This window comes from Sulfitobacter noctilucicola (assembly GCF_000622385.1).
Classification (GTDB): Bacteria; Pseudomonadota; Alphaproteobacteria; order Rhodobacterales; family Rhodobacteraceae; genus Sulfitobacter; species Sulfitobacter noctilucicola.
Genome location: NZ_JASD01000008.1, coordinates 681,297 through 694,486, shown reverse-complemented (window position 1 = coordinate 694,486; position 13,190 = coordinate 681,297). Strand labels below are relative to the sequence as shown.

Genomic DNA, 13,190 nt, shown 5'->3' with positions numbered 1-13,190 from the left:
GGATTTTGACTTGAGGCTGCGCCTGACAAAAGCGACAGTTTATGGCGGATCGCGGGGGGAAGCATGACAAATCAGACGGGCGCAAAACTGGGTATTCTGATGCTCGATACCCGTTTCCCACGGATACTGGGCGATGTGGGCAATCCGGCGACTTGGCCTTTTGCCGTGCGTTACAGCATCGTCGCCGGCGCGACACCGCAAGCAATTGTCTGCGATGATGTGGAACCGTTTGTGCAATCCTTTATCGCCGCTGGTCGTGGGCTTATTGACGAAGGTTGCACCGGTATCGCGACGACTTGTGGATTTCTCGCGTTGATCCGGCCACGGCTTGTGCGTGAGTTGGGCGTGCCTGTTGCCGCCTCCGCATTAGAGCAGGCGGGGCAGGTTGTGCCGCTGCTGCGCTCGGACCAGCGACTTGGTGTGCTGACAATCTCTGCCGACAGCCTGACCAATGCGCATCTGGAGATCGCAGGTGTGCCGAATAGCGCTCGGATCAAAGGGATGGAAGGCAGCAGTTTTGCTGCATCGATATTGGGCAATAAGGCCACGTTGGATATTGAGAGGGCCCGCGCCGAAATGGTCGCCGCTGCAGTAGATTTAACCGGTACGCATGCGGATGTGGGCGCGATCATTCTGGAGTGTACGAATATGGTGCCGTATGCCGCCGATATTGCACGGGCGACGCAGCGGCCCGTTTATTCAATTTACACCTATCTGCGCTGGTTTCATGCAGGTCTTGTGCCGCCGCAATTCTAGGCGCGGGCATCCTCAAGAATAAGATCGCTCGCCTTTTCTCCAATCATGATTGCTGGCGCATTGGTGTTGCCTGAAACGATCTCTGGCATGATCGAGCAATCCGCGACGCGAAGCCCTGTAACCCCGTGGACACGCAGACGCGCATCGACGACGGCTGCGCCATCACTGCCCATCTTGCAGGTGCCCGTGGGATGATAGATCGACGCGGTGTTGTTGCGCGCCCAATCCAGCGTGTCGTCATAATTGTCCATATCGAGGCTGGGATGCGGGCGGAATTCTTCCGAAATCTTTGACGTCAGCGGTGCGTGACGCGCGATCCTGCGGGCGATGTTCACCCCTTCGACGATCGTGTCGCAATCGGTCTTTGTGGACAGGTAGTGCGGAATGATCTTCGGGTAGGTACGCGGTTTGGCACTTGCCAGCCGGATCTCCCCTTTGCTTTCGGGGCGCAGTTGGCAGACTGACATCGTGAAAGCCGAAAACCTGTCCGCCCCCTTGCCGGGGTTCTCGGCAGAGAGGGGTTGGACATGAAACTGGATATCCGGTGTCTCAAGATCATTGCGGGTTTTTACAAAGCCAGTGGCGAGACTCGCTGCCATCGTCATGGGACCAGCGCGGAACAGCGCGAACTTCAAACCGATTCTGGCCTGTCCCATCAGCGACGACACTTCGTCATTCAGCGTAGGTTCATTGCATTTGTAGACCAGGCGCGCTTGTAGATGGTCCTGCATGTTCTTGCCTACGCCGTGCAGATCGCGCCTGACTTCAATCCCGTGTTCCGCCAGTTGCGCCGCTTCACCGATGCCCGACAGCATTAGCAGTTGTGGGGAATTGATCGCACCACCACAAAGCACAACTTCTTTGTGCGCTGTGACTTGATGCTGTTTACCGCTGCGGTCTGTATAAAGCACCCCGGTTGCGCGACTGCCGTCGATTACCACCTTATCGACCTGCGCATGGGTGACGATTTGTAGGTTAGGTCGCTTCTTAACCGGATTTAAGTAAGCAACTGCGGCGCTGCACCGCCATCCGTTGCGCGAGGTGAGCTGGAAGAAGCCGACACCTTCCTGATCCGCACCATTGTAATCGGGGTTGAATTTGTAGCCCGCCGCCTGCGCCGCAGCGACCCAAGCGTCCGTAATGGGCCGTTGGATACGCATGTTGCTGACCGACAGGGGGCCCTGATCCCCGTGATATTCATCCGCACCACGTTCATTCCGCTCCGCCCGTTTGAACAGCGGCAGCACATCATCCCAGCCCCAACCGGTATTCCCCATCTGGCGCCAGCGGTCATAATCCTGACTTTGACCGCGCACATAGAGCAGACCATTCAATGATGATGATCCGCCCAGCACTTTGCCACGCGGCCATTCGATCGAGCGTCCGTTCAGACCCGGATCAGGCTCGGTCTTGTAGCACCAGTCCACCTTGGGATTGTGGATCGTTTTGAAGTACCCGACCGGAATGTGAATCCACGGGTTCAGATCGCGACCGCCTGCTTCCAGCAGGATGACTTTGTTCTTCGGATCAGCGCTCAGCCGATTTGCCAGAACACAGCCCGCAGACCCTGCGCCAACCACGATGAAATCGGCATCCATTTTCAGCACCTCTCCTTAGGTAAAGAAAATTCTATACAGGTGAAGAAAAGCAAGCTAGTCTTTTTTGAAACAAAAAGTCTCATTAATTGACTGCTATTTTAACGGGAGGAACAAAAATGAAAACATCAGACAAACTAAGAGGCATATCGCGTCGCGATTTGTTTAGGGTGGCGGGCCAGTACGGCATGTCATCCACACTGCTTGCAGCAGGCAGTTTTGGCGGCGCGATGAGCCTTGCCAATCTCGCGACAGCGGCAGAATCGTCGTATGAAAAGCGCTTTGCCAAAGAGGCGAAGTTCACGTTCAAGTTCGGTGCCGCCGGTTTCAACGAGCGTAACCTGTTGATTGAACGCGCAGGTTGTCTTGAGTTTGCCCGCGATCTGGAAAGCCGCACAGACGGTGAGATCCGTGTAGAGTTCATCGGCGACAACCAGATTTGTGGTCAGGTTTCGTGTGTCGAGAAAGCCCAACAGGGGATTATCGACATCTATGCGGCGTCCACCCAGAACTCCGCCGGCGGTGCCCCGTATCTCAACGTGCTCGATTATGCGTACATGTTCCGGAACCGTGCGGACCAGTATCACTTCCTCTATTCACCCGAATCGCAAAAACTGCTGCGCGAGCCTTACGAGAAGCGTCACGGTCTGAAGTTCCTGTTCTCACACGCCGAACTGCGGGGCATCCAGCTGGGTCTCGCGTGGGAGGATAAAGACACAGTCACATCTGTCGAGCAGCTTGCCGGCACCAAGAACCGTGTTACCGGCACGCAGTTGGGCCGCATCGCAATGACCGCGATGAACCTGAACCCTGTGCCTGTTGCGTGGGAAGAAACGCTCGATGGTCTCAAGCAGGGTCTGATCGATGGCGCGGAAACCTGGGCATCCGCGGTTGCTTATGCGAACATGTCTCCGGTTGTGTCCCAATCGGTTCACCTGAACTTCTTCTGCGGCACAGAGCACACGGCGATGTCGGCGTCTGCCTTCGATAGCCTTGGCGGTGAGTTGCAGGATGCGGTGATGGAATCGTCCTATCTTGCGCAGGTCCACGTTCAGGCGGCGAACGAGGCGGCATTGGTCAAGACTGTCGGCCAGTCCGATCCACAACTGCCCGGCACAATCTTTGCACAGAACAACGTGCGCAACGCCTTCCTCTCCGACGCCGAGATCAAGAAGGCCGAAGAGATGTGCTCGCCCGAGTATCAACCTGCCCTTTGGGAAGAATGGCGCGAGCGGCTTAATGGCTGGTCCGGTGGCCATGACACCTATCAGGAAATCTACGACTCTGTCCGGACGATCCCGGGCGATACGTTGCCTGAAAACGTCGAACCGCGCCGTTGGTGGAAGTCATAATCCGATAGGATCTGGCCAAGAGAAAAAGGTCAGCCCCTCAATTGGGGCTGACCCTTTGTCCAAGATCGCCTTTTAATGGCGGCTGATGACAACACTCAGGGAGGGGCACCATGACCATTTGGGCTGACGCTGTTACCATCGTCACATCGACGCTGGCAGGCGATATCGATTTTTCCGTTGTGAAAGCCTATCGATCACCTGCGGCATGGTGGGTCTTTACTCCCATTACCCTATTGGGCGGTCTGCTCGTCCATTACATTTATATGAAAGTCCCGTTTATCGAGCGCCATCTGGAGCGCACGATCATCGTATGGACCTATATTGTCATTGCCCTGATTATTTTCGTCGGCGTTTTGCAACGTTTTGGCCCCGGCTTGTCCTGGTGGCCCGAAAGCTGGGGGGGGCAAGTGCCTTGGTCAACGACCATCCCGCCGTTGCTGTTTATGATTATGGCCTGGTTCGGCTGCGCCTTTAACGTGAAGCTGCGCACGCACCTGAGCTTTTCCGAATTCCGCTCCAAGATGGGGCCCAAGGCGCAGATTTCCAGCCTGATGCTCGACAATATTCTGTGGATGCTCTTCTGCATTATCGTTGTGACGACAACAGCGCGGGTGACAGTCAATACATACGACAACTTTGCCATCGTTCTTGGCACCGATAACGTGATGCGTTGGTGGTTCATTGTCACCATGCCGGTCTGCTTCATCGTGATGGCGGGTCGGGTGATCGGAAACATGGTCGAGGATCTCGCGAATTATCGTAACGGTGAGCCGCTTATCAAGCAGGCTGTGATCGGGGGGGATGTATAATGACCGATGGCACATGGATCACTCTCATCTCGATCGCAGTAACTATCCTGTTTATGCTTGGCACACCGGTACTGCTCATCATCTTTTACTGGGTGGTTGGCTGCAGTTTTGTGATGGGGCTAACGCTCGATAATACCGGCTCCGAAATGCTCAATGTATTCAAGGACGGCTTTGCCCTGCTCGCGATGCCGCTTTTCATCCTGACGGGTGATTTGATCAATAAATCGGGCATTGCGAAACGACTGTCGGACTTTGCTTATTCCTGTCTGGGTTGGATGCGAGGCGGCCTCGCGATGGCGGCAATTGGTGCGTGCGGACTGTTTGCCGCGATTTCGGGGTCGAACTCCGCCACGACCGCGACGATTGGATCAATGCTGCATCCGGAGATGGTCAAAGGCGGCTATGACGAGCGATTTTCTGCGGCGACAGCGGCAGCAGGCGGCACGGTGGGCATCATCATCCCGCCCTCCATTATCTTTATCGTCTATGGGTTCCTGATGAACCTGCCGATTTCGGATCTGTTTATTGCGGGTCTTGTGCCAGGCACTTTGATGGTCATGGCGATGATGATTGCCTGTTTCATCATCTGCTACCGCAACAACTGGGGTTTCCTCATCACGCTAAATCCGTGGCGCGTGTTCAAAACGGCTGTGGGTGCCTGGCTTGGTTTCTTTGCTATCGGTCTTGTACTGTGGGGCATCTACACCGGCAAATTCTCACCCACTGAGGCCGCCGGCGTTACCGTTGGTTTCTGTATCATCGTGGGATGTATTTCTTATCCGCTGAACAAGATCATGCGCAACGATCCCAGCGTCCCGGTTGACGAAAAATCGCTTAGTTCCATGGTTGTTGTCGAAGGTTTCACCCCGCTTGAGGTTCCCTCCATTGTCGTCCGTTCGGCCCAGATTACTGGTATTCTTGCGCCACTGATCGCGGTGTCGGTGGTAATGCAGCAAATCCTGTCGCTCTTGGGTGCGCAGGAAGTCATTGGTGGCTTTGTCACCAGCATGGGTGGCTACTATCCCGTTCTCTTTACCGCTATGGCGATTGTTTTTGTCGCAGGGATGATCCTTGAATCGCTGCCGGTGACGATCATTCTGGCCCCGATCCTTGCGCCAATTGCACATTCTGTCGGTGTCGATCCCATCCAGTTCGCCGTTATCTTCCTGGTTGGTGCATCCATCGGATTTATCACGCCGCCTTACGGACTGAACCTGTATGTTGCGTCCGGTGTGACGGGGGTCCCTTACTTCCGTCTGTTGCGCTACGCTACGATGTACCTAGTATCGCTTGTTTTTGTCTGGCTGTGTGTGGCTTTGTTCCCCTCTTTGTCAAAGACCTTGCTGCCGGGTGGCGGAATATTTGAATTCCTCTCCGGTATGGGTGCAGGATAAATCAAAGAGGCCATTGGCCGTATAAAGACGCGTATAATCTGAGGTCCAAAGGCGATGCCCGATGCAAGTGATTCCGACAAAGCAATCCCGACCAACCTTAGGTTGTTGCTGCTGCTGGAAGAGATTGCCCGTGTCGGCGTGCCGCTAACGCCTACCGCCGCCAATGAGGTGCTGGGGTTACCGAAGCCAACTGTGCACCGGTTATTCCACACCTTGGAAGCTGAAGGGTTTTTGCAGCGCGACATCGACGGTCGGTCGTATTCACCCGGTTTGAGAATGCGCAAATTGGCGGCTAACGTCTTTTCTACTACCAGATTGCGCACAGTGCGGCTTGCGGTCTTGAACGCGCTTACCGAAGAAGTGGGAGAAACCTGTAATCTAGCGACGCCCGACCGCGACGGGATGCTCTATATCGACCGGGTAGAGACCAAATGGCCGTTGCGCATTCAGTTGCCCATCGGAACGACGGTACCATTTCATTGCACAGCAAGCGGTAAGCTATATCTCTCCACGCTCCCACCGCGCCACCTGACCAAGTATTTGTCGAATACCGTCCTTGATGCGCATTCCGGCGAAACGCTGACCGATCCTGACAAGATTTATCAGGAGGTGGAACGTATTCGTCAAAATGACTACTCCACCGACAATGAGGAATTCATGGACGGAATGGTCGCTGTTGCAGTGCCGTTGAGAGATGATCTGGGCCGGCTTATGGCGACGCTATCCGTCCACGCGCCAACACAACGCATCAGCCTTGAGAGTTTGAAGGGTCACCTTGAACGCCTTCGATCCGCAGCGTCCGATCTGTCAGAGATGCTCTTGCGCTGAGCCGCGCAGCCATCCGTCTTCGAATACTATATTCTCAACACCCGCCAACCGTCTGACGCGGTCCAGCTCTGCTTCAAACGCAGCTTGTCTTGCTTTGCCCCAGCGTGTTTTCCCTTCGGTCCACAGGGCACGGACCCGTAGCGCATTCTGATCCCGATGCGCTTTCATGTCGACCCGCCCGACAAGCGATGTGCCTTGCAGGATCGGAAAAACATAATAGCCAAAGCGCCGCTGCGTTTCAGGCACAAAGACCTCGATGCGGTAGTCAAAACCAAACAGTCTCTCTGCCCGTTTGCGGTCTCTGAGGGCTGGGTCAAACGGGCTGAGGATGCGTAACCTGTTGGTAGGTTGAATGGTTAGCGCGGGATCATTTGATAGGCCCGGCCGGGCATAGGCGGGCTTAATGCTGCCGTCATGCCCGGTGATCTCCACCAGCTCTAATCTTCCCGCGGCAACTTCCTGCTTGCACCACACTTGCGCTTCCTTGGGCGTGATATGCGCCCAGAAGGCGGAAAGCTCTCCGTGGGTGGCGAAACCGAGGCGGGAAAGCGCTTGCGTGCAACACCAGTCGATCGTCTCTGCAGCATCGGGCATGGTTGCGGCATCACACAGATGGCTTTCGATCACCCGCTCGGTCAGATCGTAGCGTTTCTTGAAACCATCGCGCCCGACAACACTTACCGCACCTGTGCGCCAGAGATATTCCAGCGCCGTTTTTGATGGATGCCAGTCCCACCATCCGCCCGACCCGCGTTTTTCTTCTTTGCCCACATCGGACGAGCAGACAGGCCCCTCCGTGCGGATCTGGTCAAGAATGATCTGGAACTGCGCCTCGAAACCGGCCCGTCTGTCTGCGCGCCATCTGGATTTGAGCTGTGCTGCATCACGCTGACGGCGCAGGTGCCAATAGGGGTAAAACGCACGCGGGATGACTGCGGCGTCATGTGTCCAGTGTTCGAACAATGAGGCGTCTTTTTCATAAAGTGCTTTTAGCGCATTGGGGCGGTAACGGGGTTTGCGCGAAAACAGAATGAGGTCATGCGCCCGCGCAACAGTGTTGATGCTGTCCAATTGGACGAACCCCAGATCATGGATGACGCTCAACAGAGCCTCTCCGGTGGCAGGGCCCTTGGGAGTGTCTGACAACAGATGCCGGTGCAGAAAGATGCGCCGCGCTTCAGCGTTGCCCAGCGTCAGCATATCAACGTCTGCGCCGGCGCAGCGTATCCCCAAATGACAAGGTTGGTGTCAGGGTAATGTGCTGGTCCAGATCGGGGTCGGGCGTGTCCGATGTCTCGTTCAGTATGATCTTCGCTGCCGCCTGACCAATTTCGATCCGGCAGGCATCCATCGTGGCCAGCTGACGGGGTAAGCCCTGCAAAAGTTCAACGCCATTGAAACCGGCTAGCCCGATCTGACCCGGAATATCGACGCCCTGATCAATCAGATAGAGCAGCCCACCTGCGCCGATCATGTCGTTGGAATAATACAGGAAATCCAGATCAGGCGACCGCTCCAACATCTCCTGTGTCATCTCGCGCCCCTTAGCCAGAGCCGAACCGCCGGAATAGAAGGCGCGGTCCTCGATCTCGACACCGGCTTTCGCCAATGCTTCGGTGAAACCCTCAAATCTTTTCCGTGCACGGTGGTCCAATGGCATCTTCGTGCCCATGAATCCGATATGCTCATAGCCTTCCTTCAGTATCGCTTGAGCCATCTCGCGGCCCGCACGACGGTGCGAAATACCGACCATGGCATCCACCGGCTTGCCGTCGGTATCCATGATCTCAACCACCGGAATGCCTGCGTTGGCCAGCATCGCTCGACTTGCATCAGAGTGTTCGAGGCCCGCGATGATCACCCCCGATGGGCGCCATGACAGCATTTCGTACAGAACCCGCTCTTCTTTTTCGGGCATGTAGTCGGTGACACCGACAACAGGTTGCAGGGGCGTGTCCTCAAGCACCTGATTGATGCCGTTCAGAACTTCTGGAAACACCATGTTGCTGAGCGACGGAATGATCACGGCGACCAAATTGACCCGCTGCGACGCCAGAGAACCTGCAATCTGGTTTGGGACGTAACCAAGCTCCTTGGCGGCGGCCAACACTTTATCGCGCGTCGCAGCCGAGACATCGCCCCGGTTGCGCAACACCCTGCTGACCGTCATTTCAGAGACGCCACAGGCTTCGGATACATCGCGCAGCGTGAGCGGTCGTTTGGCAGCTTGAGACACAAATATTCCTGACTGGTTTTAATCTTAGGCTATCGCATGGCCAGTTTGCGGCGCAAGGCCCCATATCGTTTCATTCGCTGTCGGGTCTATTGGTGGCCAAGGCGACGGTTGGGTCGATCCGGTTGTAAGATAGCCGACGCTTTTTAGCATTCACGAAAACCAGATCGCTGTCGCTATGATATGAAATTTTGCTGGATAGCATGGCAATAGGTTCTTTCAGGCGGTAAACCAACGAGACGGCCCCGTGGCTCAACTGGATAGAGCAGCCCCCTCCTAAGGGGCAGGTTGCAGGTTCGAATCCTGCCGGGGTCGCCATTTCTCCGCGATCATTTACTTTTCTCCTTTAAATTCAGATGTTTGGCTTTTTGTGTCCCATTGCCTGGGTTTGCGTGTCCCAAACTACGCACCCTGGATGATGAGTCTGACAATTTGCTCTCGGTCAGCAGCGCGAGTATAGCGCTCCACCTCCTTCAACGTTACATGGCCTGCCATGGCCGCGATTTGATGCACAGTTTTGCCTTGTTCAGCCCAGTAAACGCAAAAGGCTTTGCGCAATCCATGCAGTCTTGCTGTCATGCCTGCTTCGATTGCAGCCTCGCGGAACATGTTTCCGATACTTTCGACAGCATATGGCTTGCCGTGTTTACTCAGGATAAAAGTCGGTGAGATGTCTGGCGTCCGAGCGATAACGGCCCGCAGTTCATGGGTCAGCGGTACATAGCTTGTGACGCCTGTTTTTTGCCGATCAAATTTCAGCATGCCGTTCTTGATGTTGTGTCGCCCGATATGTGCCAGATCAACTCGGGCCGCACCCGTATAGAGAGCAAGATCGAAGATAAGTCGCTGAACTGTGCCAATCTCCCATTGCCCGATGAATGCCGAGATGTCATCTGCATCCGCCGTTGGAAGCTCCTTCGGGGTCGGCTTGTCTAATTCGATATCAGCCATAGGGTTAATCCGAATGAAACCGAGCCGCTTGGCATGCTCAAAGACTGGCTTCAGCGCTTTGTATTCATTGACTGCTCCATGACCTCCTTTTGCGTAGAGCGCGCTCTCAATGGCTTGCGGTGAAATCTGTGTTAGCAAGCGTTTTCCTTGCTGCTCCTTGTAACGCTTGAAGATGGCTTTCCGTGATTTTTTGGTGCTTTCTTTGTACTCGTTCAGCCACTTCCAGTTCCCCGACTGATAGGCTGCGAGTGCCCAAGCGAATGTTCCCTTTGCAGGCGTGACCGCTTCGGGTGGACTATGCTCCCATTTTGCATGTTCTACCCAATACGCGGCCTTCACTCTTGGGTCGGAGGGTTCAAGACCGTGAACTTCCAACGAAATTTCTTTATTGAAACGTCTATAGGTATGGAACCAACGCCCACGTCGCTGCCGAGAGCGGAGGTATTTCTCAGTCATGCTTTACCTCTGCCGAAAATGGCTCGTTAGACCAAGCTTGGAATGAAAACTCCTCGCCGTACACGAATGTAACGCCATCTGGACCGATACGATGGATCTTGGCCTCTGGGTTCAGTTTAGCCATAACTTCGGATACATCGCGAATTTGCTTCTCGGTCGGCATTGATGGGGCAGCGGGGCGGCTCATCTTGTGACCTGTTTGTTGGCGAAATCTGGTTCGACGGTTCTTGCTGCAAGGTATTCTTCAACCGCGCCTTGCGGGACGAAATAGAGACCGCCAATTTTGAGATGCCGTATCTCTCGGTCTCTGATCAGCTTTCTCACCCTCGCCAATGGCCAGCCAACCCGCAAAGCGACTTCTCGAGGACTTTCCAAATTCTGTTCAAGATTCGTCATCGAATGGTGACTCCTGTTCGCAAAATGTTACAGTTTGCGTGAGAATTCGCAAACACACTCTGTTTGTTCACATATGTTAACGAGAGTCGTCAAAAATGGTCAAGACTGTGGGTGTAGATAATTGAGCACCGAAACAAGCATTGGTGATCGTCTGGATCAATTGCGGCGTGCAAACGAACTGTCCCAGGCTGGGTTTGCTTCAGCACTAGGTGTAAGTCGCACGACTTTGCACAACTATGCACGGGGTGAGCGAGAGATGCCGGCTGCCGTTTTGGCTAAGCTGCTCGAACTTTATCGCGCCGATCCCCTTTGGGTGCTGGACGGCGAAGAAGGCATACAAAACCGTGAAACGCAGATCATGGAAGAACTTGGATCAATCCTGATGCAGGTCGAAGAACGCCTCGAAGAGCGATCAATGCGGCTTGGCATCAAAAAGCGATGGATGATCGTTTGTCGCTTGTACACAGAGCGGATCGCAGAGTTCCGCAAAACCGGTGACAAACCCGAACTTCAGGCGCTTGGCTTGGACGAATTATTGGACGTAGCAGCATGACAGATTTTACCCCTATAGGCCGTATTCCAAACGGCGAAATCGACGCACTCTTTAACGAATACGGATCGGATGAATGGTTGCCAGACGCCTTGAAGGGGCCGTTTTACTTGGCAGTTTTCGCCAGTGTTGTAGCCATATTGGCGTGGGTCACGCACGGCTATTGTCTGATCGTGCTAGGTGTTGAGACACCCGAATTCATATTCAGTTTGATGTGTGTTTGGCTTGCCGTCATCGCGTATTCCGCAAGTGAAATGCGGCGCCTCTTTCGCCTTCGGATGCGCGAAGCATGAAAAATGGCAGCCACGCCCAAAAACATAAGAAAAGAACCATCGAAGTGCAGGCAAACAAATCATGACCCCAGTCACCCAAGCCGAAATCAATAAAGCCGCGTGGGGAGCCTGTGACACCTTCAGGGGTGTAGTCGATCCATCAGTCTACAAGGACTATGTGCTTACCCTGCTATTCCTGAAATACGTCAGCGACGTATGGAAAGACCACCACGCCCGTTACCAGGCCGATCACCCCGACAGCCCCGAACTGGTCGAGGCGATGATGCAGCAGGAAGCTTTCAAGCTACCGCACGGGGCCAACTTCGACGCCCTGCATAAACGGCGGCATGAGGCGGGGAATGGTGAACGCATCGATAAGGCCCTCCATGCCATCGAAGAGGCCAACGGCGACAAGCTCCGCGATGTGTTCCAGGACATCAGCTTCAACTCCAACAAGCTCGGGGACGAGGAACAGAAGAACGATATCCTCCGCCACCTGCTTGAGGACTTCGCCAAAGACGCCCTCGACCTGCGCCCGTCCCGTGTCGGGCAACTCGACATCATCGGCGGGGCCTATGAATACCTGATCTCCCGCTTCGCAGCCACGGCGGGCAAGAAGGCGGGCGAGTTCTATACCCCTGCCGAGGTGTCCGACCTCATGGCCCGCTTGGCTGACCCGCAACCTGGGGACCACATCTGCGATCCCACCTGTGGGTCCGCTTCCCTGCTGATGAAGTGCGGAAGGCTGATCCGCAACAGCGGCGGCAAGGGCTATGCGCTCTATGGGCAAGAGGCCATCGGCTCCACCTGGGCGCTGGCCAAGATGAACCTGTTCCTGCACGGCGAAGAGAACCATCAGGTCGAATGGGGCGACACGATCCGCAACCCCAAGCTCCGCACCAAGGACGACGCCCTGCGGCACTTCGATATCGTCGTCGCCAACCCGCCCTTCTCCCTCGACAAGTGGGGCACCGAAGCCGCCGAGACCGACAAGTTCGCCCGCTTCCGCCGTGGCATCCCGCCAAAGACCAAAGGCGACTATGCCTTCATCCTGCACATGATCGAGACGCTGAAACCTAAATCAGGCCGCGCCGTGGTGGTCGTGCCCCACGGGGTGCTGTTCCGTGGATCGTCGGAGGGGAAAATCCGCCAAAAGCTGATTGAGGAGAATCTGCTGGATGCCGTCATCGGCCTGCCAGAAAAGCTGTTCTTCGGCACAGGCATCCCAGCCGCCCTGATGGTGTTCCGCAAACACAAACCCGACGATACCGTGATGTTCGTTGATGCGTCCCGTGAGTTCATCTCAGGCACCAACCAGAACGCACTGGATGCCGCACACATCGACAAGATCGTCCAGACCTACGCCGCAAGGGACACCGTGGACAAATACGCCTACCGCGCCACACGGGCCGAGATCGAAGAGAACGATTTCAACCTGAACATCCCCCGTTACGTGGACACATTCGAGGAGGAGGAAGAGATCGACCTGATGGCCGTCCGTGCCGAACGGGCGAAGCTGAAGGACGATCTGGCCGAGTTGGAAGCGCGGATGTCAGGATTTCTGGAAGAGCTAGACCTCACATGAGTAATCAGCCCTC

14 protein-coding genes and 1 tRNA gene are annotated in these 13,190 nt (G+C 55.3%); 9 read left to right on the top strand and 6 right to left on the bottom strand.

What is annotated here, in order from left to right; genetic code table 11:
* Positions 1 to 63: 63 nt before the first annotated feature.
* Positions 64 to 756 (top strand): aspartate/glutamate racemase family protein, encoded by a 693-nt coding sequence (locus Z946_RS0107170; protein WP_037969097.1) that lies wholly within the window; start codon positions 64 to 66, stop codon positions 754 to 756.
* Here the strand turns inward: Z946_RS0107170 and Z946_RS0107165 are convergent.
* A complete protein-coding gene (locus tag Z946_RS0107165; RefSeq protein ID WP_037969095.1) occupies positions 753 to 2,354 on the bottom strand; it encodes a GMC family oxidoreductase in 1,602 nt (533 codons plus the stop codon). The two genes, Z946_RS0107170 and Z946_RS0107165, sit on opposite strands and share 4 nt — an antisense overlap.
* 116 nt (positions 2,355 to 2,470) lie before the next feature.
* On the opposite strand from Z946_RS0107165, the gene Z946_RS0107160 reads away from it, so the two are divergent.
* The 4 genes from Z946_RS0107160 to Z946_RS0107145 all read left to right on the top strand — a co-directional run bounded on the left by Z946_RS0107160 (position 2,471) and on the right by Z946_RS0107145 (position 6,734).
* A complete protein-coding gene (locus Z946_RS0107160) occupies positions 2,471 to 3,703 on the top strand; it encodes a TRAP transporter substrate-binding protein (RefSeq protein WP_025055042.1) in 1,233 nt (410 codons plus the stop codon).
* Positions 3,704 to 3,813: 110 nt separating this feature from the next.
* Complete coding sequence (locus Z946_RS0107155; RefSeq protein WP_025055041.1) at positions 3,814 to 4,512, top strand: TRAP transporter small permease; 699 nt, start codon at positions 3,814 to 3,816, stop codon at positions 4,510 to 4,512.
* Complete coding sequence (locus Z946_RS0107150; RefSeq protein WP_025055040.1) at positions 4,512 to 5,906, top strand: TRAP transporter large permease; 1,395 nt, start codon at positions 4,512 to 4,514, stop codon at positions 5,904 to 5,906. Before Z946_RS0107155 ends, Z946_RS0107150 begins: the two co-directional genes overlap by 1 nt.
* A 54-nt stretch (positions 5,907 to 5,960) precedes the next feature.
* Positions 5,961 to 6,734 carry an IclR family transcriptional regulator gene (locus tag Z946_RS0107145; protein WP_025055039.1) on the top strand — a complete coding sequence of 258 codons (774 nt, stop codon included), beginning with the start codon at positions 5,961 to 5,963 and terminating at the stop codon, positions 6,732 to 6,734.
* Here Z946_RS0107145 and Z946_RS0107140 read toward each other — a convergent pair.
* Positions 6,714 to 7,934, bottom strand: coding sequence for a winged helix-turn-helix domain-containing protein (locus tag Z946_RS0107140; protein ID WP_025055038.1), 1,221 nt, complete (start codon positions 7,932 to 7,934; stop codon positions 6,714 to 6,716). The genes Z946_RS0107145 and Z946_RS0107140 overlap by 21 nt on opposite strands.
* A gap of 1 nt (position 7,935) precedes the next feature.
* Entirely contained in the window at positions 7,936 to 8,970 is a 1,035-nt protein-coding gene (locus Z946_RS0107135) for a LacI family DNA-binding transcriptional regulator (RefSeq protein WP_025055037.1), read from the bottom strand.
* A gap of 238 nt (positions 8,971 to 9,208) precedes the next feature.
* Between Z946_RS0107135 and Z946_RS0107130 the strand changes: the two genes are divergently transcribed.
* Positions 9,209 to 9,285 (top strand) — tRNA-Arg (locus tag Z946_RS0107130).
* An 84-nt stretch (positions 9,286 to 9,369) separates the two neighbouring features.
* Here the strand turns inward: Z946_RS0107130 and Z946_RS0107125 are convergent.
* The 3 genes from Z946_RS0107125 to Z946_RS0107115 are packed head-to-tail and all read right to left on the bottom strand — an operon-like array spanning position 9,370 to position 10,770.
* Positions 9,370 to 10,374 carry a tyrosine-type recombinase/integrase gene (locus tag Z946_RS0107125; RefSeq protein ID WP_081780792.1) on the bottom strand — a complete coding sequence of 335 codons (1,005 nt, stop codon included), beginning with the start codon at positions 10,372 to 10,374 and terminating at the stop codon, positions 9,370 to 9,372.
* On the bottom strand, positions 10,367 to 10,561 hold the full coding sequence (locus Z946_RS21585; protein WP_025055035.1) for a hypothetical protein: 195 nt from the start codon (positions 10,559 to 10,561) through the stop codon (positions 10,367 to 10,369). The genes Z946_RS0107125 and Z946_RS21585 overlap by 8 nt, the downstream gene beginning before the upstream one ends.
* Positions 10,558 to 10,770 carry an excisionase family DNA-binding protein gene (locus tag Z946_RS0107115; RefSeq protein WP_025055034.1) on the bottom strand — a complete coding sequence of 71 codons (213 nt, stop codon included), beginning with the start codon at positions 10,768 to 10,770 and terminating at the stop codon, positions 10,558 to 10,560. Before Z946_RS0107115 ends, Z946_RS21585 begins: the two co-directional genes overlap by 4 nt.
* Positions 10,771 to 10,891: 121 nt before the next feature.
* Between Z946_RS0107115 and Z946_RS0107110 the strand changes: the two genes are divergently transcribed.
* From Z946_RS0107110 to Z946_RS0107100, 3 genes are all read left to right on the top strand, one after another.
* Positions 10,892 to 11,323 carry a helix-turn-helix domain-containing protein gene (locus Z946_RS0107110; protein ID WP_025055033.1) on the top strand — a complete coding sequence of 144 codons (432 nt, stop codon included), beginning with the start codon at positions 10,892 to 10,894 and terminating at the stop codon, positions 11,321 to 11,323.
* On the top strand, positions 11,320 to 11,613 hold the full coding sequence (locus Z946_RS0107105) for a hypothetical protein (RefSeq protein ID WP_025055032.1): 294 nt from the start codon (positions 11,320 to 11,322) through the stop codon (positions 11,611 to 11,613). The genes Z946_RS0107110 and Z946_RS0107105 overlap by 4 nt, the downstream gene beginning before the upstream one ends.
* 61 nt (positions 11,614 to 11,674) lie before the next feature.
* Positions 11,675 to 13,177, top strand: coding sequence for a type I restriction-modification system subunit M (locus Z946_RS0107100; RefSeq protein WP_025055031.1), 1,503 nt, complete (start codon positions 11,675 to 11,677; stop codon positions 13,175 to 13,177).
* Positions 13,178 to 13,190 lie beyond the last annotated feature (13 nt).